Origin of the sequence: Haloarcula sp. K1 (genome assembly GCF_001647155.1) — an archaeon.
Taxonomy (GTDB): domain Archaea; phylum Halobacteriota; class Halobacteria; order Halobacteriales; family Haloarculaceae; genus Haloarcula; species Haloarcula hispanica.
Window position 1 is genome coordinate 160,336 of record NZ_LRHL01000045.1, and the last position, 19,266, is coordinate 179,601.

20 protein-coding genes are annotated in these 19,266 nt (G+C 64.3%); 15 read left to right on the plus strand and 5 right to left on the minus strand.

Annotated elements, in window-relative coordinates; all coding sequences use genetic code 11:
- Window positions 1-16 precede the first annotated feature (16 nt).
- On the plus strand, window positions 17-1,144 hold the full coding sequence (locus tag AV929_RS19200) for a BMP family ABC transporter substrate-binding protein (RefSeq protein WP_064289037.1): 1,128 nt from the start codon (window positions 17-19) through the stop codon (window positions 1,142-1,144).
- 85 nt (window positions 1,145-1,229) lie between these two features.
- Here AV929_RS19200 and AV929_RS19205 read toward each other — a convergent pair whose 3' ends face one another.
- On the minus strand, window positions 1,230-2,942 hold the full coding sequence (locus AV929_RS19205; RefSeq protein WP_064289038.1) for an amidohydrolase family protein: 1,713 nt from the start codon (window positions 2,940-2,942) through the stop codon (window positions 1,230-1,232).
- A gap of 149 nt (window positions 2,943-3,091) precedes the next feature.
- Here AV929_RS19205 and AV929_RS19210 point away from each other — a divergent pair, with 149 nt between their 5' ends.
- From AV929_RS19210 to yqeB, 11 genes are all read left to right on the plus strand, one after another.
- A complete protein-coding gene (locus tag AV929_RS19210; protein WP_064289039.1) occupies window positions 3,092-4,324 on the plus strand; it encodes a Zn-dependent hydrolase in 1,233 nt (410 codons plus the stop codon).
- 203 nt (window positions 4,325-4,527) lie between these two features.
- Complete coding sequence (locus AV929_RS19215; RefSeq protein WP_175055174.1) at window positions 4,528-5,106, plus strand: (2Fe-2S)-binding protein; 579 nt, start codon at window positions 4,528-4,530, stop codon at window positions 5,104-5,106.
- Complete coding sequence (locus tag AV929_RS19220) at window positions 5,099-7,549, plus strand: xanthine dehydrogenase family protein molybdopterin-binding subunit (protein ID WP_064289040.1); 2,451 nt, start codon at window positions 5,099-5,101, stop codon at window positions 7,547-7,549. Before AV929_RS19215 ends, AV929_RS19220 begins: the two co-directional genes overlap by 8 nt.
- Before the next feature lie 159 nt (window positions 7,550-7,708).
- Window positions 7,709-8,077, plus strand: a complete 369-nt coding sequence (locus AV929_RS19225) for a hypothetical protein (RefSeq protein WP_014031289.1) — start codon at window positions 7,709-7,711, stop codon at window positions 8,075-8,077.
- The gene (locus AV929_RS19230) at window positions 8,070-8,429 is read left to right on the plus strand and encodes a hypothetical protein (RefSeq protein ID WP_064289041.1); all 360 of its coding nucleotides are present in this window, start codon (window positions 8,070-8,072) and stop codon (window positions 8,427-8,429) included. The genes AV929_RS19225 and AV929_RS19230 overlap by 8 nt, the downstream gene beginning before the upstream one ends.
- Before the next feature lie 134 nt (window positions 8,430-8,563).
- On the plus strand, window positions 8,564-9,133 hold the full coding sequence (locus tag AV929_RS19235) for a (2Fe-2S)-binding protein (protein WP_050006956.1): 570 nt from the start codon (window positions 8,564-8,566) through the stop codon (window positions 9,131-9,133).
- The gene (locus AV929_RS19240) at window positions 9,130-11,610 is read left to right on the plus strand and encodes a xanthine dehydrogenase family protein molybdopterin-binding subunit (protein WP_064289042.1); all 2,481 of its coding nucleotides are present in this window, start codon (window positions 9,130-9,132) and stop codon (window positions 11,608-11,610) included. The genes AV929_RS19235 and AV929_RS19240 overlap by 4 nt, the downstream gene beginning before the upstream one ends.
- A 100-nt stretch (window positions 11,611-11,710) precedes the next feature.
- Window positions 11,711-12,082, plus strand: a complete 372-nt coding sequence (locus AV929_RS19245) for a DsrE/DsrF/TusD sulfur relay family protein (RefSeq protein WP_014031293.1) — start codon at window positions 11,711-11,713, stop codon at window positions 12,080-12,082.
- A complete protein-coding gene (locus AV929_RS19250; protein WP_014031294.1) occupies window positions 12,079-12,432 on the plus strand; it encodes a DsrE family protein in 354 nt (117 codons plus the stop codon). The genes AV929_RS19245 and AV929_RS19250 overlap by 4 nt, the downstream gene beginning before the upstream one ends.
- A 2-nt stretch (window positions 12,433-12,434) precedes the next feature.
- On the plus strand, window positions 12,435-12,680 hold the full coding sequence (locus tag AV929_RS19255; RefSeq protein WP_023843018.1) for a hypothetical protein: 246 nt from the start codon (window positions 12,435-12,437) through the stop codon (window positions 12,678-12,680).
- On the plus strand, window positions 12,677-14,257 hold the full coding sequence (gene yqeB, locus AV929_RS19260) for a selenium-dependent molybdenum cofactor biosynthesis protein YqeB (protein WP_064289043.1): 1,581 nt from the start codon (window positions 12,677-12,679) through the stop codon (window positions 14,255-14,257). The genes AV929_RS19255 and yqeB overlap by 4 nt, the downstream gene beginning before the upstream one ends.
- 17 nt (window positions 14,258-14,274) lie before the next feature.
- On the opposite strand, the gene selD is transcribed toward yqeB, so the two are convergent.
- Together selD and AV929_RS19270 are read right to left on the minus strand one after the other, a co-directional pair.
- Window positions 14,275-15,315: a selenide, water dikinase SelD gene (gene selD, locus AV929_RS19265; protein ID WP_064289044.1), complete on the minus strand. Its 1,041-nt coding sequence runs from the start codon at window positions 15,313-15,315 to the stop codon at window positions 14,275-14,277.
- A gap of 2 nt (window positions 15,316-15,317) precedes the next feature.
- Window positions 15,318-15,566 carry a sulfurtransferase TusA family protein gene (locus AV929_RS19270; protein ID WP_050006957.1) on the minus strand — a complete coding sequence of 83 codons (249 nt, stop codon included), beginning with the start codon at window positions 15,564-15,566 and terminating at the stop codon, window positions 15,318-15,320.
- A 94-nt stretch (window positions 15,567-15,660) separates the two neighbouring features.
- Between AV929_RS19270 and yqeC the strand changes: the two genes are divergently transcribed.
- Genes yqeC through AV929_RS19285 form a run of 3 tightly spaced genes read left to right on the plus strand, consistent with a single transcriptional unit; the run spans window position 15,661 to window position 17,517 of the window.
- Complete coding sequence (gene yqeC / locus AV929_RS19275; protein ID WP_064289045.1) at window positions 15,661-16,440, plus strand: selenium cofactor biosynthesis protein YqeC; 780 nt, start codon at window positions 15,661-15,663, stop codon at window positions 16,438-16,440.
- Window positions 16,441-16,486: 46 nt separating this feature from the next.
- Window positions 16,487-17,104: a nucleotidyltransferase family protein gene (locus AV929_RS19280; RefSeq protein WP_014031300.1), complete on the plus strand. Its 618-nt coding sequence runs from the start codon at window positions 16,487-16,489 to the stop codon at window positions 17,102-17,104.
- 32 nt (window positions 17,105-17,136) lie between these two features.
- The gene (locus AV929_RS19285; protein ID WP_008312058.1) at window positions 17,137-17,517 is read left to right on the plus strand and encodes a Rid family detoxifying hydrolase; all 381 of its coding nucleotides are present in this window, start codon (window positions 17,137-17,139) and stop codon (window positions 17,515-17,517) included.
- A gap of 19 nt (window positions 17,518-17,536) precedes the next feature.
- Here AV929_RS19285 and AV929_RS19290 read toward each other — a convergent pair whose 3' ends face one another.
- The gene (locus AV929_RS19290) at window positions 17,537-18,871 is read right to left on the minus strand and encodes a 5'-deoxyadenosine deaminase (RefSeq protein WP_050038400.1); all 1,335 of its coding nucleotides are present in this window, start codon (window positions 18,869-18,871) and stop codon (window positions 17,537-17,539) included.
- Window positions 18,872-18,990: 119 nt separating this feature from the next.
- Window positions 18,991-19,188, minus strand: a complete 198-nt coding sequence (locus AV929_RS22980) for a 30S ribosomal protein S17e (protein ID WP_008312056.1) — start codon at window positions 19,186-19,188, stop codon at window positions 18,991-18,993.
- Window positions 19,189-19,266: the final 78 nt, after the last annotated feature.

Here is a 19,266-nt window from a genome sequence, read left to right on the forward strand (position 1 = left end):
TCTACTCAGTTCAGTAATGGTGAATACCAACCGAACGATATCGCGGCGGGAGATGCTGGGTGCCATCGGGGCGTCAGGGGTAACCGCGCTAGCCGGCTGTAGTGGTGGCGACAGCGGGAGCGACGACGGTGATTCGACTGATGGCACTACGACCGGTAGCGACGAAGGCTCCGGGTCAGACTCGGTGACTGCTGCCTGGGTGTACATCTCGGAGGTCGGCGACCTCGGCTGGTCCCATGCACACGACGAGGGGCGGAAGGCGGTCGACGAGAAATACGACTGGCTGGAAACCGAGTACACGGAGGCTGTCGCGCCTGAAGACTCGGAGCGCGTTTTCGAGCAGTACGCGCAGGGTGACGCCGACATCGTCTTCGGGACGACGTTTGGCTACCAGGACCCGATGTTCAACATTGCGGAACAGTACCCCGACACGTACTTCGAACACGCGACCGGCTATCGCACCCGGGAGAACATGGGACGGTACATGGGCCGGATTTACCAGCCCCGGTATCTGGCCGGTCAGGCAGCCGGAATGGTGACCGAGAACAACACTATCGGCTACGTCGCCGCCTTCCCGATCCCCGAAGTCATTCGCTCCATCAACGCGATGGCGCTCGGCGCGCGATCGGTGAACCCGGACGCGACATTCAAAATCCGGTGGGTCAACGCGTGGTTCGACCCCCAGACCTCAAAGCAGGCGGCCAACTCGCTTATCGATGAAGGGTGTGACGTCATCTCGCAAGAGCAGGACTCCCCTGCTCCGGTCAGGGCCGCAAACGAGGCGGACGTGTGGGCCTCCGGCTACAACGCGCCGATGGGCGAGTTCGGCGGCGACAACTACCTCATCTCCCCGGTGTGGAACTGGGAAGAGGTGTACGACCCGACCATCTCCGCGGTCCGGGACGGAACCTGGGAATCCGATGCCTTCTGGGGCGGCATGGAGACGAACCTCCCTGCGCTCGACGAGTGGGGTCCGGCGGTCCCGCAGGAGGTCAAAGACACCGTCGCGGAAACGGAAGAGAAGATCGTCAACGGCGACCTCGACGTCTGGGCCGGCTCGCCGTTCGAGGGCGAGAGCGACGAGTTCCTCTTCCAGGAGATGAACAGTTTCGTCGACGCCGTCGACGCCGAAGTGCCGGAGTAGCGCGGTCCGGTTCGCGGTTCGGTTTTCGCTTCGCGTCGTCACGGACCGAGAAGCTACCGACCAGCGCGCAGAGCGTGTCAGTCAGCTATTCGTCGGCGCGGTTGAGTTCGGGACGGGTCCCACCGCCCCACTCCTCGTAGGAGCGAAGCACCGCGCCGTTGCGAGCGCCGGTCTGCTCGCCGTCCCGGACGGCGATTTCGCCGCCGACGAGGACGTACTCCATCCCGTCGGTGTACTGGAACGGCTCCTCGTAGGTGGCGTTCGCGGACACGGAATCGAGGTCGAAGGCCACGAGGTCCGCGACGTATCCCTCGCGGACGTAGCCGCGGTCCCTGAGACCAAGGATGTCGGCGGGGTTGCCTGCGGCCTTGCGGGCCATCAGTGCCGGCGAGAGCACGTCCCGCTCTCGGACGTAGCGTTCGAGGATGCGGCCGAACGCTCCGATGGCCCGCGGGTGGGGTTTCCCGCCGAAGATGCCGTCGGTGCAGAACGTGCCGCGGTCGTCGGCGAGGAACCGCTCGATGTCTTCCTCGGCCATCACGAAGTCCGCCATCGTCACGTCCAACTCTTCCGCGACAAGCAGGTCACACATCGCGTCGACCGGTTCGCTGTCGACCTCCGCGGCGATGTCCGCAATGGTCTCACCCTGATAGCGCCCGCTTCCCGTCCGCGTAATGAGGATGTTATCCCACGAGCCGGCGGCGTACGCGAGGTTCTCCCAGTCGCCCGGCTGAGAGATGTCGGCGGCGATGCGGTCCCGAACTGCTGCGGAGTTGAGACGGTGACGGATGGCCTCCGAGTCACCCTGTCGCGCCCACGGCGGCAACAGCGCAGTGAGCATCGTCGATCCGGCCGTGTAAGGGTACTGGTCGAAGGTGACCCGCTGGCCACGGGCAACGGCATCGTCGAACAGGTCGAGGACAGCCTCTGAATTCCCCCAGTTCTGCTGGCCGCCGACCTTGAGATGGGAGACGTGGGCGTGACAGCCGCCGCGTCGGCAGATGTCCAGATACCGGTCGATGGACTCGACTACGCGGTCCGTCTCGTTCCAGACGTGTGAGATCATAAACGAGTCACGCTTGGCGAGAGTGTCCGCCAGCGCCACCAGTTCGTCGTCACGAGCGTAGGAACTCGGCGGGTATATCATCCCTTTGGACATACCGAACGCGCCCTCTTCCAGCGCAACTTCGAGCTCCTGTCGAATCGCATCGAGTTCACCGGGCGCTGTGTCGTGGTCGGACGTTGGTCTGTCCAGCCGTCGACTGGTGACTGGCCCGGCGGCGACGACGTGTTCACCGCCGAGCGGGCGGTCCTCGAACCCGGCCAACATCGACCTGATGTTGCCATGGGGGGCGTAGTACGCGCAGTTGACAGCGGGCTCGACGGATTCGAGCGCCGCGAGGTAGCCGTCAACGGTGTGCCAGGGCCACGTTTCGCCGAGCGTGCCGTCGAGTGATTTGACCCGTTGTGCCCATTCGTCGGTGAGGTTCGGTGGCACCGGGGCGACGCTGACCCCGTCCTGCCCGAGAACTTCCGTCGTAATTCCCTGCGTCAGTTTCTCCTCGGCCCCGGGATGGTCGAACAGCCGCAGTTCCGAATGCGCATGCATGTCGATGAACCCCGGCGCGAGAAACGACCCGTCGAGGTCGACGACGCGGTCTGCGTCAAGCGGGGCATCGCTGATTGCATCGATTCGACCGTCGGCGACACGCACGCTCGCAGTGAACGGAGGGCGACCGCTCCCGTCCAGCACCCGCGCGTCTCTGAACGCGATGGACGCGGCACTCAGCTCGGTCATGTCTGCTGACTCGCGGAACGGTCGTTTGGCTCTTTCGGTGGTCTCAACCGTGTGTGACAGGGGGCGAGCGCGTGCCACACCGTGTCTGTCGATCTGTGTGGGGCCACCCCGACACAATCTTCAAGACGACACCGCGGAACAGCTACGCAATGCCATCCGTCAGTCTCGACAGCGAGCGGTTCAGACAGCGCTTCGATACGTTCAACAAAATCGGCGCGACAGAACGGGGCGGCGTGAACAGACCGAGCCTGTCCGACGCGAACAAGACGGCCCGCGACACGCTTGTCGAGTGGTTCCGCGAGGCCGGACTGGAAGTCCGTATCGACACGATGGGCAACATCTTCGGTCGGCGAGAGGGGACGGAGGAGGACGCCGCACCGGTCCTGTTCGGGTCACACATCGACAGCCAGTACAACGGCGGGCGGTACGACGGCGTTATCGGCGTCCTCGGTGGATTGGAAGTCATCGAGGCGTTCAACGACGCCGGCGTGACGACCGAACGTCCACTGGAGGTCGTTGCCTGGAGCAACGAGGAGGGCGTCCGTTTTCAGCCGGATATGCTCGGCAGCGGTGTCTACTGTGATATCTTCGACCTCGACTACGCCTACGCGCGCGAAGACAAGGACGGAAAGCGGTTCGGAGAGGAGCTCGAACGCATCGGCTACAAGGGCGAAACACCCTGTGAAGCCGATGATATCCACTGCTACTTTGAGATGCACGTCGAGCAGGGGCCGTTTCTCGAACAGCAGGACATCCCCGTCGCCGCTGTCGAGGGCGTGTTCGGCTTTGCCTGGCTGAACGTCACCTTCGAGGGGCAGGCCAACCACGCCGGACCGACGCCGATGGATATGCGCCACGATGCCTTCGTGGCGACGGCGGACGTAACCCGCGCGGTCCGACGGATCACGGCGACCGAGGGAACGGACCTCGTCGGCACGGTCGGCAGCGTCGACGTCTGGCCGAACGCCATCAACGTCATCCCCGAACGCGTAGAGTTCACGCTCGATTTCCGCTCGTACGACGATGCCGTGGTCGACGCGGCCGTCGAACAGATCAGGGAAGAGGTTGCCCACGCGGCCGAGCGCGAAGGCCTTGAATACGAGATAGAGGAAATAATGCGGGTCGACGCGGACCCGTTCGATCAGGGCTGCATTGACACAGTCGTTGAGGCCGCCGAGACGGTCGGCTGTGAGTACACGCGACTGGTCAGCGGCGCGGGCCACGATGCGAACTACCTCAACAAGATAGCTCCGACGAGCATGATTTTCGTTCCAAGCGTCGACGGAATCAGCCATCGCGAGAGCGAATTCACCGAATGGGATGACATCGTCACCGGGACTGAGGTACTGCTGAACGCTGTGCAGACGAAGGCCGCCGAGTGAGCCGTTCCGTTCCAAGCGTGTGAATATCACACATCTGGCACACGTCACACAGCGACTGTCTTGTCTGTCGCAGCTGTGTCAGCCTGTTGTCTGCTGGTGACCCGCGGCTTCGTCTGGCAACACTGCGATCAAACACCTGTGAACCATACATATATGAGATGGTGTTGCACACCTGTTCACTAACAGGCGTGTATCCGTAATGCATGCCGAAAACTGGAGGGTACTCTGTGGATATTGAACTCACAATCAACGGCGAGCGAACGAGAGTCGAAGCCGGGTCGGCGGAGGACCTGGCGACGGTTTTGAGACAACACGGCTACATCGGCGTGAAATGTGGCTGCGACGGCGGAGCCTGCGGCGCATCGAAGGTGTTCGTCGACGGCGAGGTGCGCATGGCCTGCGGAATGGCCGCGGCGGACGCCGACGGGAGTGAGATACAGACCGTCGCAGCGCTCGGAACACAGGACGACCTGCACCCGGTGCAGCAGGCGTTCGTCGACAACTTCGCCGTCCAGTGCGGGTTCTGTATCCCAGGGATGATAATTCAGGCGGTGGCACTGCTGGATTCGAACCCAGACCCAACCGAGCGGGAAGTCCGGGAGGCGCTGGACGACAACATCTGTCGCTGTACCGGCTATCAGAAGCCGGTCGAAGCCGTTCTGGACGCAGCAGAACGAATGCAGGGGGAGCAGTCGGTTGCCGCGGACGGCGGCCGGTCGGTCGATGGGCCCCCGCGCAGAGCCGAGTCGACCGGCTGCTGTGGAGGTGGCTGCGATGAGTGACGACGACGAGACAGCCAGGGCCGACGGCGGCACGGCCTCACAGTCAGAGACTGTCGAAGACGAACGGTTCGAGGAGCACCCTCTCGAATGGGACGAACCCGACAACAACGACAAGGCCCCCGACGAGCGCGACAGCGTCTCCCACCGGACGGAGAAGTACGACGATCGAAAGCTCGTCACCGGGCAGGCGAAGTACACCGCCGACTACGAGGCGCGGTATCCGGACCTGGCGTACGCAGCGGTCGTCCGGAGCGAAATCCCACACGGCCGCGTGACCGATATCGACACGAGCGCGGCCGAGGCGATGGACGGCGTCGACGCGGTCCTGACACCGGAATCCAACGCGGTGCCGGACGCAAAATACACCAGCGCCGGGCAGTCCTATCCCGAACCGAGCCCGTGGGACATGGACGTTCTGAACGAGCACGTCCGCTACATCGGCGACCCGATTGCCGCCGTCGCAGCCGACGACCGGACAACCGCGAGCGCCGCCGTCGAGGCTATCGAGGTGTCGTACGAGGAGTACGACTACGTCACCGACCCGGAGGACGCCTTCGGCGAGGACGCGCCGCAGTTGTTCGAGGACGGCGAGGTCGAGAACGAGATTGTCGGCCACGACTACGACCGCAACCGGATGGCCCACATCGAGGGCGAACTCGGAGACGTGGACGCGGCGCTCGACGGCGAGACCCACGTCCACGAGACCGAATGGGAGACGATCCGACAGTCTCACGCGAACGTCGAGAAACACACCTCCTTGGCCTACACGAACGAGGACGACCGCCACGTCCTCATCACCAGCACGCAGGTGCCGAACCACACGCGCCGCCAGCTCGCCCACCTGTTCGACATCCCGATCCGTGATATCCGCGTGACGAAGCCGCGGGTCGGCGGCGGGTTCGGCGGGAAACAGGCGATGGTCGTCGAGCCGATTCCGCTCGCGCTGTCGCTTGCCACCGATCGCCCGGTCCTGTACGAAGCCAGCCGTGAGGAGGAGTTCTACGCGATGCGCTCGCGGCACCCAATGAAGGTCAAAGCGAAGACGGCCGTCACCGACGACGGCGACATCGAAGCCATCGACATCTACGCGCTTTCGAACACCGGCGCGTACGGCAGCCACGGCATGACCGTCGCGGGCAACGTCGGGAGCAAGCCGCTGCCGCTGTACTCGAAGGTCCCGAACGTCCACTTCGAGGCCGATATCGTTCACACGAACACGCCCCAGACCGGGGCGATGCGGGGGTACGGCGCGCCACAGGGCACGCTTGCGCTGGAAGGCCATCTCGACGAGGTTGCTCGCGACCTCGGTCTCGACCCCATCGAATTCCGGCGGCGACACCACATGGAAGTCGGCGACCTCGACGAGATCGCGGGGATGATGGGCGGCGAAGGCGCGGAGCGCCGTATCCGGTCGTGTGGCCTCGACGAGTGCATCGAACGCGGGAAGGACGCTATCGGCTACGACGACCTCGAACAGCCCGCCGCAGACCATCTGCACCGCGGCATCGGGATGGCGCTGTCCGCGCAGGGGACCGGCGTCGCCGGCGACGAACTCGGGGCCGCCCAGATAATGATGAACGAGGACGGGAGCTTCCACCTGCAGGTCGGCGGCGTCGATATCGGTACCGGCGCTGACACGGCGTTCCTCCAGATCGCCGCCGAAGTGCTGGGCTGTGATGAGGCTGACATAGTCGTCAAGTCCGCCGATACTGACGTGACGCCCTTCGACTACGGCGCGTACGCCTCCTCGACAACCTACATCAGCGGTATGGCCGTGAAGAAGGCCGCAGAGGACGCGAAAGAGCGGATTCTCGACTGGGGATCGAAACTGCTCGACGAGCCGACCGAGAACCTGAAAACCGGCGACGGGACGGTGTACAGCGAGACTAGCGGCGATTCCGTCACGCTCGAAGATATCGGCTACGAGGCCGCGTACGGCGACGACGAGCGCGAACACATCTTGGGGAAGGGGACGCACTGCACCGAAGAGAGTCCCCCGCCCTTCGCCGCGCAGTTCGCCGACGTGACCGTCGACGAGACCACCGGCGAGTTCGAGGTGCACGAACTGGTCGTCGCGGTCGACTGCGGCGTCGCCATCAACCCCGGCATGGCCGAGGGCCAGATCGAAGGCGCAAACCACATGAGCTACGAGATGGCCGTCAGCGAGGGGATCACCCTCGACGACGAGGGACGGGCGGAAGTGGCTGACTTCGACGAGTACGGACTGCCGTCGGCGACCGAGACGCCGCCCATCGAGTCGATTCTGGTCGAGACCCACGAGCCGACCGGTCCCTTCGGCGCGAAGTCGGTCGCCGAAGTCCCGACCAACACGGTCCCACCGGCGCTGTCCAACGCCGTCAGAGACGCCATCGGCGTCCGTATCCGGGAGATGCCGATTACCGCCGAAAAAATCAAGGCGAGGCTTGACGAGCGCAAGGACTGAGGAAGTCCCCCAGTTCGGTCCTATTCTGTCCGCAGTTGAGGCTACCGAAGTCACCTGTTGGTTTATTTGTTTAAAATTATGAACTATAGTAGCTGTCGGTATAATCAGTATGTCCAGTACAGCAGTATATTTAATATACTCAGTACGTAACACCTGGGTATGCCAATCAGCGCGGACCGGTTCGAAGATATCCCGGACGACGTCGACACGCCCTCGCCGGAGACGAACGCGGGAGCGATTCTTGCGTTTCTCCGTGACAACCCCGAGAAGGCGTTTACCCGGAGCGAAATCGCTGCTGAAACTGGTGTCAAGAAAGGCTCTGTCGGCCCAACGCTCGTCCGACTGCGTGAACGGGGACGAGTCGACCACCGTGGGAACTACTGGCGCATCAGTGATCACGAGGCAAGCGTCGATACCGCCACGGCCCACGCCGCTGCCGCCATCGCCGCACACGAGGCCGACGGTGAGACACCGTCCTACGAAGACTGGCAGGAGCACGCGGTTGACCCGCGTGACATCGATGGGTAACGGTCGGTACAGTTCCGGCGACGTGTTCTGGGCCCCGGACCCGTACAACCGGGGCAACAATCCCCGCCCGTGGCTGGTCCTTACTGCAGACGCACTGCCATTCAGCGGGGAGGAGTACATCTGTGCTGGACTGACACTCAGTGACCTCCAGGATAACATCGCGATTGGAGACAACTGGTTAGCCGGTGGCAACCCGGACAGAGAATCGTACTGTTCGCCCTGGGTGCTCGCCACGGTCAAACACGATGCGGTAGCGAATCCACAGGGGCGGGTGGTCCCGGAGTTCACAGCCACGGTAACGAGACAAAGTGCCGAGTACATTACCGGCGACACCGACCGCGAGTCAGCCTGACCGACCCAGTCAGCTGAAGGGGCAAATAAACGACACACGCGGTTTGTCGCGGTTTGTGACGGCACTCACCCGCGACAGCTATTTATCGTTCTGTTCATCACGTATCTGACATAGCCAGCGAGCTGATGAGCCATATGGAAATCGAACTGGAGATTAACGATGTGGAATGGACGGTCGACGCAGCGAAGTCCGACTCGCTCCTCGATGTCCTTCGGCGGAACGGATACACCGGCGCGAAACGGGGGTGTGACACCGGCGCGTGTGGCTTCTGTACGGTACACGTCGACGGCGAGCCGGTGAAATCCTGCGTCGAGCCGGTGATGAACGTAGAGGACGCATCCATCGAGACAATCGAGGGCCTGGGCGAGCAGGACGACCTGCATCCGGTCCAGCAGGCCTTCGTCGATAACACCGCGCTGCAGTGTGGCTTCTGCATCCCGGGGATGATCATGCGCTCGACGGCGCTGCTAGAGGCGAACACGGACCCGACAGAGCAGGAGGTCCGGGAAGCGCTGTCGGACAACCTCTGTCGATGCACCGGCTACAAGAAAATCGTCGAAGCGGTGCTGGACGCCGCCGAGCGGATGGACGGCGGGACAGCCGTCGCCGCCGACGGTGGGAAGGCAGTCGAAGGCAACGAGAGGGTCGCAAATTCGACCGAGTGTACAGTCAACGACTGCGACTGCATGGAGGGCGGTCAGTGAGCGATTTCGACCGGGCTCGGGAGACGAGCGAGCAGCCCGACAGGACAGGGGTGGAAGACGCGGCCCCTGCCGGAGCTGAGAAGGAGTCAGAGGCGGACGTGGCACGGGAACCTGACCGGAAGCCCAAATCCGAACGCGACACCATCACGGCAGACGAGGAGAAAGACGACGCGCGGAAGATTGTGACCGGGGAGGCCCGTTACACGGCGGACTACCGCGACCGGTTTCCAGACCTCGCCCACGGGAAAGTGGTTCGCAGCGACATCGCCCACGGCTACGTCGAATCGGTCGACACGAGCGCCGCCGAGGCGATGGACGGCGTCGACGCCGTCATCACGCCGTTCGACGACGTAGTCCCGGACAAACTGTACTCCAGTTCGGGCCAGTCCTATCCCGAGCCGAGCCCGTGGGACCTGAAAGTGTTACGCGAGCACGTCCGCTTCGTCGGCGACCCGGTCGCCGCTGTCGCGGCCGACGACCCGGAAACGGCCGACCGCGCCGCACGGAAAATCGAGATCGAGTACCGGGAGCTGGACGCTGTGTTCGACCCCGAAGAAGCCCTCGACGAGGACGCGCCACAACTGTTCGAGGCCGACGACGTGGAGAACAGGCAGTCGGGTGCAGACTACAGCCGAAACCTCGAATCACACTTCGAGGGGGAACTCGGTGACGTGGAGGCGGCGTTTGAGCGGGCCAGCAACGACGACGACCGGCACGTCATCGAGACGGAATGGGAAACGCCGTACCAGTCCCACTGCGTCCCGGAACCGCACACGACCATCGCCTACACGGACGAGGATGACCGGCACACGTTCATCACAGCGACGCAGGTCCCCTTTCACACCCGCCGCCAGATAGCGCACCTGTTCGACGTGCCCATCCGCGACGTACGGGTGACGAAGCCGCGCATCGGCGCGGGGTTCGGGTCGAAACAGGAGATGGCGATAGAACCCATCGCCTTCGCGCTCCACCTGGCGGCGGGCCGACCGGTCAAACTGGAGATGAGTCGTCAGGAGGAGTTCACCGCGCTCCGCTTTCGGCACCCGATGCGGATGCGGATGCGGACCGCAGTGACGGACGACGGCGATATCGAGGCGATGGACCTCTACACGCTGTCGAACTCGGGGGCATACGGCACCCACGGCATGACTGTCGCGAACAACGTCGGAACGAAGCCGCTTCCCCTCTATCCCCGGGTCCCGAACGTCCGCTTTGCAGGGGACGTGGTACACACGAACCTCCCCATGGGCGCGGCGATGCGGGGCTACGGCGCGCCACAGGGCCACTTCGCCGTCGAAGCGCACATGGACGAGGTGGCCCGCCGCCTCGACTTCGACCCCATCGAGTTCAGACTTCAAAACGCGGTCCGGGAGGGCGACCTCGACCGGAGCGTTGCCATCCTGAAAGACGGTGACCGGTTCACTCGACGGATTCGCTCGTGTGGCATCCGCGAATGTGTCGACCGCGGAAAGGCGGCTATCGGCTACGACGACCTCGAACAGCCCGACGAAGACCACCGCAAGCGCGGCGTCGGAATGGCGCTCATCGCACAAGGGAGCGGTGTCGCAGGCAAGGAACTCGGCGCGGCGCAGGTGCAGATGAACGAGGACGGGAGCTTCCACCTGCAGGTCGGCGGCGTCGACACCGGCACGGGCGCGGACACGATGTTCTCCCAGATCGCCGCCGAGGTGCTGGGCTGCACTCCCGAGGACGTCGTCGTCATCGCTGCCGACACCGACCTGACGCCGTTCGACTACGGCGCGTACGCCTCCTCGACGACATACATCAGCGGTCGCGCGGTCAAGAACGCCGCCGAGGACGCCAAAGAGCGGCTGCTAGAGTGGGGGTCGAAACTGCTCGACGAGCCGCCGGACGTGCTCGACACCGGCGACGGCGGCGTGTTCAGCGAACGGACCGGAAACCGCGTGTCGCTGGAGGAGATCGGCTACGAGGCCACTTACGGCGATGACAAGCGTGAACACATCCTCGGGGACGGGAACCACTCGACCGACGAGAGCCCGCCGCCCTACGGCGCGCAGTTCGTCGACGTGACCGTCGATACGGAGACCGGCGAGTACGAACTCAACAAGCTGGTGTTTGCAGCCGACTGCGGCGTCGCGATCAACCCCGCGCTGGTCGAGGGGCAGATCGAGGGCGGCGAGCACATGAGTCTCGAATACGCCACCAGCGGCGACCTCACCTTCGACGAGGAGGGCAACCCCGAAGTGCTCGGGTTCCGCCAGTACGGGATGCCACGGACGACCGACCACCCCGAGACGGAGACCATCCTCGTCGAGACCCACGAACCCACGGGTCCGTTCGGCGCGAAATCTATCGCGGAACTCCCGACGAACGGCGTCCCGCCGGCGCTCTCGAACGCCATCTGCGACGCTGTCGGCGTTCGGCTGACCGAGCTACCGTTCACTGCGGAAGACGTGACGGCGGCACTCGATGAGCAGTCTGCTGGCGATGGGTGAGTTGGTTTCGAACAGTTTTCTTCCGATTAATATCACACACGGAGTGTTTTTTGTTGTGTCGAGCAAACTATTAAGAGCAGGTCGGCGAAATCTCGACAGTATGGCGTACATCGGGTTTCTGCTGACAGGCGGTCCCTTCGACAGCGAGCGATGGCGTACCGCCTACGAGCTGGGCCGGGCGGCGCTGGACCAGGGCCACGAGGTGAGCTACTTCCACTACCTCGACGGCGCGCTTGTCCCCGTCGCCGACCAGACGTTGCCCGGCTGTTCGGACAGCGGACTGTACGACGAGATGCCGACAGAGAAGTTTCAGGAGCTTATCGCGGACGGCGCGGACGTCATCTGCTGCGGGCTCTGTGTCGACGCGCGGGGAATCGATGCGCCGGCCGACTACCCCGAGGGCGTCGAAGTCGGGCTGCTTCCGGACCTGGCGGACATCATCGGTGAGGCTGACCGGGTGGTCTCGCTATGAAACGAGATGTCGTCGTGTTGCTCACCCGCGCTCCGTGCGGCCGAGTCCACATCCCGGAGGGGCTGCGTGCCGCCCGCGGCGTCGCAGCTGGCTTCGATATGCACGACGTGACGGTGATATTCACCCAGGACGGCGTGTACGGCGCTCGGGACGCTGTCGGCCGCGAGGCGCTCAACATGAGCGGGCACGTCGCCGACTTAGCGGAACAGGGCGGACAGATGATCGCGGACCGCGCGGCGATGGCCGAACGCGGCGTCGACGAGGGTGAAATCGCCGACGACGTAACAGTCTGGTCGGACGACCGCGTCACCGCCCGCATCCGTGACGCCGACCACACACTGGATTTCTGATAATGTTGTATCTCATCGACAAGCCGATGGCCGAAATCGGACTGCGAACCGCCGCCGGGGACCCAGAGGCGCACGTCGTCCTCATTCAGGACGGCGTCTACCTCTCGCCGGATATCGACGCGCCAGTCTCGGCGGTCGCGAGGGACGTGGACGTACGGGGGGTCGACCTCACGCCGGACATCGACCCCATACCCTACGACGACGTAGTCGCTGCCATCGTCGAACAGGAGGTCAAGAGCTTCGTATGAGCCTGTTCGAACGCATCGACGAACTGGCCGAGCAGGGAGAGTCGGCGGCCTTGCTGACCATCGTCCGCAAGGACGGCAGTGCACCGCGGGACGTGGGGGACAAGATGGTCGTCACCGACGACGAGGAGTACGGGACCATCGGCGGCGGGACAGTCGAGCACCTCGCCGTCCAAGACGCTCGGTCAGTACTCTCGGGAACCGACGACCCCGGCGTCCGGACGTACGAACTTGAACGCGGCGGTAACACGGGAATGGTCTGTGGCGGCGAGATGGAGGTGTTCATCGACCGCGTTCGCGGGCAGGCACGGCTCTACATCGCCGGCGGCGGCCACATCAGCACGGAGCTGGCTCCGTTGGCGGAGCGACTTGGCTACGCCGTCACCGTGGTCGACGACCGCGAGGCCTACGCCGACCCGGGGCAGTTTCCCGACGCTACCGACGTGATTCACGGCGACTACGGCGAGGCGCTCGGCGACCTGTCGATGGGGACCGAGACAGCCGTGGCCGTTGCGACGCGGAGCGGGACGTTCGACCAGGACGCCGTCGCTACGGCGCTGGACGACGAAGCTGGCTACGTCGGCCTCGTCGCCAGCGAGGCGAAGGCCAACCACGTCCTCGACTCGCTCGCCGAGTCGGGGTACGCCCGACGGGACCTCAGCCGGGTCCGAACGCCGGTGGGGCTCGACCTCGGCGGGAGCGGGCCGGCCGCCGTCGCGCTCTCGATTCTCGCCGAGGTCACCATGGACCGCCACGACGCCGCCGGTGAGCGGGCGACGCGCCTGAACCTCGACGACCTCGTCGTTGTCCGCGGCGGTGGCGACCTCGGGAGCGGCGTGGTCTACCGGCTCCAGCAGGCCGGCTTCCCGGTTATCGTCACCGAAGTCGAACAGCCGACAGTCGTCCGGCGGGCGGTCGCCTTCGGTGCGGCGCTGTACGAGGACGAGGTGACTGTTGAGGGGGTCACCGGCCAGGCAGCTTCTGATGTCGACGAGGCGCTCGAACTGCTCGCCGGCGATGTCGTCCCGGTACTCGTCGACCCAGAGGCAACCGTCGCCGACGAACTCGATGCCGCGGTGCTCGTCGACGCTATCATGGCGAAAGGGAAGTTCGACACCGGCACGCGTCGAGGGGACGCCGACGTAGTTGCCGGGATGGGGCCGGATTTCGAGGCCGGTGAGGACGTGGACGCGGTCGTCGAAACGGACCGCGGGCACGAACTCGGCCGCGTGTTCTACGAGGGGACTGCGAGCGAATACGACGGCGAGCCCGGCGAACGGCGCGGCTACACTCACGAGCGGGTGCTTCGTTCCCCGGCCGACGGTAATTGGACTCCGACGGTCGCCATCGGCGACAGTGTCACAGCCGGCGACGTGGTCGGCACCGTCGACGACCGGCCGGTCGAGACCGAGATAGACGGGCTGGTTCGCGGTCTGATCCACGGCGGCCTCGGCGTCAGCGAGGGCACAAAGCTCGGCGACGTCGACCCCCGCGGCGAGTCCGTCGACCCAGCGAAGATCTCCGACAAGGCGCTGTGCCTCGGCGGTGGCGTGCTGGAGGCGACGCTTCGGTTGCGGTAGAAGGCTCCTACTAGACGTTAGGAACGGACTTCTTCGAGGGTCAGGTCATCCAGCGTAACGCCGCTGCCGCCCGTGACACGCCCGACAGCTCGGTAGAACACGCTGGCGTCGTCGAACGCTGCTTCGACGGCGTCGGTCGCGGCCGGCGGGACAGAGACGAACAGTCCGCCGCTGGTCTCCGCGCTCTCCCCGTCAGTTAGCCCGTATCCGAAAAGCGTCGAAAGGGCGGGCGTTCCTGCGATGACCGGGAGGTGTGTCAGTTCGATACCGACGTTCGAGCGGTCGGCCATCACGCGGCTCTGGCCGGCGAGGCCGAATCCGGTGATATCGGTCGCCGCGGTCGCGTATTCACGGCACGCCAGCGTTGCGTCCCGGTTCGGGGTCGTCATCCACGCGATGGCCTCCGAAGCAATACTGTCGAGCGGGCGGTCAGCGGCGTCGGTGACTGTCTCAACGAACTGCGCGTCGGTCACGCGGGTCGCCCCCATAGCCGGCTGTGTCCCGAGCGGTTTGGTCAGGTAGAGCCGGTCGCCCGGGCTGGCCCCCTGCGAAGTGAGCAGGGCGTCTGGCCGTGCTGTCGCCGAGATGGCGCCACCGGCGAAAGGCCACGGACTCATGATTGTGTGGCCGCCGGCGATGACGCCGTCCATCGCGTCCAGTGCGTCGGCCATGCCGGCGAGGATTGAGGCCGCGCTGTCGGTTAGTTCTCGTGGGAGGCCGAGGACGACCAGGCAGTCGACGTTCTCGACGGCCCCCGTGGCGAACGCGTCGCTAGCGGCGTTACAGGCCGCGACACGGCCGAAGTCGTACGGATCGTCGACGATAGGCGTGAAGAAATCCACCGTCGAGACCAGCGCGAGCTCGTCGGTGAGTTTCCGGGCAGCGGCGTCCTCGCCGACACCGAACAGCAGCGCGTCGCTGTCACCCGTGAGGCCGGCCTCGGCGAGCAGCGAATCGAGGTCGCTCTGGCCGACTTTGCAGGAACAGCCGTGGAGTTCCGTGTACTCCGTCAGGCGAGTCGTCTCCTCGTCTCCATCAGCCGCCGTATCGGTGCCCACACTCAGGCCTCCGATAGCGACGCCATCTCGGTCACCTGAAGTTCGAGTTCGAACTCGTCGGACTCGCCGGCGGTCTCCGCGGTCGTCACGTCGATGCCGTGAGTCGTACACATCCGCCGCAGGTTCTTTTCGGCCGGTGGGTAATCACCTCGAACGACGAGCGTCTCCCCAGGGTCGAGGTCTGAAAGCGCCTGCCGGACAATGAGCGCCGGCCGGGGACAGATTTCACCACGAACGTCTACGCGGGTCATACGGGTACGTGTGTTACTAAGTCACAAAAACGCTGTCGGCGACACACCTCGTTGCCTCGGCAAGCTATTTTTGTGTGTCCCGCGGAGCGACTGTATGCATCTGGCTGCTGCGCTGGGTCTGGGTTCCAGCGCTGCTGTCGCCTTTGTCGGGGCCGGTGGGAAGAAAACCGCGATGGGACAACTGACGATTGAAGGGACCGACGAAGGGTACGACGTGGGCTACACGACAATGACAGCGATGCCACCGCCGCCTGACCTGCCGCTGACGCTCACTGGCCCGGACGAGTGGCGCGACGACCTCGACGCACACGAACCGCCAGTTGCCTTCGCTCGCGAGAGGGTAGCCGATCCGGCGCGAGTCGACCGGAAGGTTCGCGGATTCGACGCGAGTGTGGTGGAACAGCTATCCGAGGCCGGACTGTTCGACTGGCTGCTCGTCAAGGCTGACGGCGCACGCAAGCGCGAGTTCAAAGCGCCCGGTGCTAGGGAACCGGTCGTACCGAGGACAGCGAGCCACGTCGTTCCGGTCGCCTCAGTCGCCGCCGTCGGTGAAATGCTGACGACGGACGTGGTCCACCGGCCGGAGCGGGTAGCGGACATCACAGGCCTCGATGTGGGCGACACCATTACGGTGGAGGCTGTCGGGACAGTGCTCACACATCCTGAGGGTGGGCTCCGAAACGCGCCAACCGAGGCGTCTGTGATACCGCTGGTCAACAAAGCGGATACCGAATCACAGCGGCGTACCGCCAGAGACGTTCTCAGCCACGCACTGTCGCAGACAGGCCGGTGTTCTCGGGGCGTGATTACGTCGTTCGCGTCGGATATCTGTGAGGTCGTCGCTGCGACGGATGTGCAGGAGGCCCAGCGGTGACGAACGTCGGTGAACTACTCAGTATCGTTGTGAAACGAGGGCCACGATGAGCGGGCAGCACCGGACCGAAGTCGGTGGCGTCGTCCTCGCCGCTGGGCGGAGTTCACGGTACGAGCCGGGTAACAAACTACTGGCAACCATCGGCGGAAGGGCAGTCGTCCGACAGGTAGCCGAAACCGCATGTGAGTCACCGCTGTCGGACGTTGTCGCCGTCCTCGGATACGAGGGCGTGGCTGTCGCTGAGGCGCTAGAGGCGCTCTCAGTTTCGCTTCGTCATAACGACGATTACGCGGCCGGCCAGAGCGCGTCGGTTCGACATGGAGTCGACTATGCACAGGAATCCGGCTGGGACGCCGCCCTGTTCCTACTGGGCGATATGCCCTTCGTCCGGGCCGAAACTATCGAGGTGCTTATCGAAGCGTACCGTACAGGGACGGCAACCGTCGTCGTTCCCGAACACGAGGGGACGCGGGGCAACCCCGTGCTATTCGACGGCTACCACTTCGATGCGCTCGCCTCAGTCTCCGGCGACCGCGGCGGTCGGGATATCATCGAGACCACCGAGCGGACAGCGTTCATCGAGGTTGAGGACCCCGGCATCCACTGGGATATCGATACCGATGCTGACCTCGCCGAGTTCGCGGACCGCCGCGACAGCCTGTAAATTTAAGACACTGATGGTGGAACACTCGACTGATGAAACGGACCATCAGCACGGCCGATGCACCCGATGCGGTCGGCGCGTACAGCCAGGCGACGACAAACGGCTCGCTCGTGTTCACCGCGGGCCAGATTCCGATGACGCCAGACGGCGACCTGCTGGACGACGAACCGATAGCGACGCAGGCGGAACAGGCGCTATCGAACGTCGAAGCGGTGCTAGCTTCGGAGGGACTGGAGATGAGCGACGTGTTGAAAGTGACCGTCTATCTGGACGACATCGACGATTTCGAGTCGATGAACGACACGTACGCCGGCTTTTTCGACGACGAACCGCCGGCCCGGAGCGCGGTCGAGGTCGCAAGCCTGCCAAAGGGCGTGGGAGTCGAAATCGAAGCAATCGCGACGAGCGAGTAAGGGCACCGCCAAGGGCCACTCAGGGCTTCTGTTCCTGTGCGGACTTGCGTTCGTCTTCGAGGTCCATCTCAAGCCCCATAGTCGAGGCCTCTTCACGCACGGCGTCGGCGTCGATGGTGGTTACCTCGCCGTGTTCCATAAGCACGTTCCCGTCGACCATCGTGAAGCGGACGTCGTCGCCGTGGGCCGCAAACACCAGATGGGAGAGCACGTCGTGCAGCGGCGTTGCCCGCGTAAGGTCCGTATCCAGACCGACGATGTCGGCGCGCCACCCCTCCCGAATCGCGCCGAGTTCGTCGAAGCCGGCGGCTTTCGCGCCGTTGCGCGTCGCCATCTCGAAGATCTCGGCCGCGGGCGTCACTGTCGGGTCTAGCTGATCGACCTTCTGGAGGAGACTCGCCTGTCGCATCTCGGTGAACGCGTCGAGCGTGTTGTTACAGGGCGGTCCGTCGTTGCCGATGGCGACGTTGATACCGCGGTCACGGTAGTCCCAGATCGGCGCGATGCCGCTGGCGAGTTTCATGTTCGAGGACGGGCAGTGGGTGACGTGCGTCCCCGTTTCTGCGAGGACTTCGCGCTCGCTCTCGTCGGTCCAGACGCAGTGCGCAAGGACGACGTCCTCACCGGTGAGACCCACCTCGTCGAGCCAGTGGATGTTGCGCATCCCGGTATCCTCTTTGACCGTCTCGATTTCGCTCTGGTTCTCACTGGCGTGGGTGTGGATGCGGACGCCGTCGTATTTGTCCACGAGTTCGCGCACTCCCCGGAGACAGGCCTCGCTACAGGAGACGGCGAATCGCGGGGTGACAGCGTACCGAATCCGGTCGTTGTAGGCACCGTGATACTGCTGAATGAGCCGCTCGGACTCCTCCAGTGCGGCCTGCGTATCCTCCAGCAGCCCATCCGGCGAGCGCTGGTCCATCAGCACCTTGCCGAGCACGCCACGGATACCGATCTCGCCCGCCGCTTCGAAGGCGCGGTCCGCGTGGGCGACCGAGAGGTGGTCGATACAGGTCGTAGTCCCGCTTTCGATCATCTCCAGATAGCCCAGTTTCGCCGCGACTTCCATCTCCTCGGCGGTCAAGGAGGCCTCCATCGGCAGAATGTAGTCGAATAGCCAGTCGAGCAGTTCCGTGTCGTCGGCGATGCCACGGCCAAGGCTCTGTACGGAGTGGATGTGGCCGCCGACGAGTCCCGGCAACAGCACGTCGTAGGACTGGTGTTCGTGGTTGGTGTACTGCGATTCGAGTTCGGCACGTGAACCCACAGCCTCGATACGGTCCCCGGAGACGACGACCGCCCCGTCCTGCAGAACAGTCTCAGAATCCGCAACGACAGTCCCAGTGAGTAACATACGTCCTGCAAGACGGTCTCTACATAAAGAAGGTCCTCATATCGGGACGAGCGCCGAGTGCAGACAACCCGGCCACAGACGTGTGGCATTCCGTGTGTCGCGTGTGCTTCGCAGTGGCCTCATCTTTGCGAGCCGTTCCGTGTCCGTTTTTGACGGGTGATGTATCTGGTGAGTCTGGTTTGGGTACGAAACGAATCCACGCTGGCGAGTCGCTGAACGAGACGAGTGTTTGTCTCGTACTGCTCAGTAAACAGTTCGGGGTACTCCGACAGTAGCCTGTCGCCGATGTCGATTATCTCCTGGGGGTCGGCCTGCATGGGTGTGAGAATCGCGGAGTGTGGCTGTTAACTGCTTTGCTCACAGAAATACCACGTTTGGCTCGTACTGTTGGCTGT

Coding starts and splice junctions, on each gene's coding strand:
- AV929_RS19200 (WP_064289037.1), top strand. CDS start 17: ATGGTGAATACCAACCGAACGATATCGCGGCGGGAGATGCTGGGTGCC.
- AV929_RS19205 (WP_064289038.1), bottom strand. CDS start 2,942: ATGACCGAGCTGAGTGCCGCGTCCATCGCGTTCAGAGACGCGCGGGTG.
- AV929_RS19210 (WP_064289039.1), top strand. CDS start 3,092: ATGCCATCCGTCAGTCTCGACAGCGAGCGGTTCAGACAGCGCTTCGAT.
- AV929_RS19215 (WP_175055174.1), top strand. CDS start 4,528: ATGCCGAAAACTGGAGGGTACTCTGTGGATATTGAACTCACAATCAAC.
- AV929_RS19220 (WP_064289040.1), top strand. CDS start 5,099: ATGAGTGACGACGACGAGACAGCCAGGGCCGACGGCGGCACGGCCTCA.
- AV929_RS19225 (WP_014031289.1), top strand. CDS start 7,709: ATGCCAATCAGCGCGGACCGGTTCGAAGATATCCCGGACGACGTCGAC.
- AV929_RS19230 (WP_064289041.1), top strand. CDS start 8,070: ATGGGTAACGGTCGGTACAGTTCCGGCGACGTGTTCTGGGCCCCGGAC.
- AV929_RS19235 (WP_050006956.1), top strand. CDS start 8,564: ATGGAAATCGAACTGGAGATTAACGATGTGGAATGGACGGTCGACGCA.
- AV929_RS19245 (WP_014031293.1), top strand. CDS start 11,711: ATGGCGTACATCGGGTTTCTGCTGACAGGCGGTCCCTTCGACAGCGAG.
- AV929_RS19250 (WP_014031294.1), top strand. CDS start 12,079: ATGAAACGAGATGTCGTCGTGTTGCTCACCCGCGCTCCGTGCGGCCGA.
- AV929_RS19255 (WP_023843018.1), top strand. CDS start 12,435: ATGTTGTATCTCATCGACAAGCCGATGGCCGAAATCGGACTGCGAACC.
- yqeB (WP_064289043.1), top strand. CDS start 12,677: ATGAGCCTGTTCGAACGCATCGACGAACTGGCCGAGCAGGGAGAGTCG.
- AV929_RS19270 (WP_050006957.1), bottom strand. CDS start 15,566: ATGACCCGCGTAGACGTTCGTGGTGAAATCTGTCCCCGGCCGGCGCTC.
- yqeC (WP_064289045.1), top strand. CDS start 15,661: ATGCATCTGGCTGCTGCGCTGGGTCTGGGTTCCAGCGCTGCTGTCGCC.
- AV929_RS19280 (WP_014031300.1), top strand. CDS start 16,487: ATGAGCGGGCAGCACCGGACCGAAGTCGGTGGCGTCGTCCTCGCCGCT.
- AV929_RS19285 (WP_008312058.1), top strand. CDS start 17,137: ATGAAACGGACCATCAGCACGGCCGATGCACCCGATGCGGTCGGCGCG.
- AV929_RS19290 (WP_050038400.1), bottom strand. CDS start 18,871: ATGTTACTCACTGGGACTGTCGTTGCGGATTCTGAGACTGTTCTGCAG.
- AV929_RS22980 (WP_008312056.1), bottom strand. CDS start 19,188: ATGCAGGCCGACCCCCAGGAGATAATCGACATCGGCGACAGGCTACTG.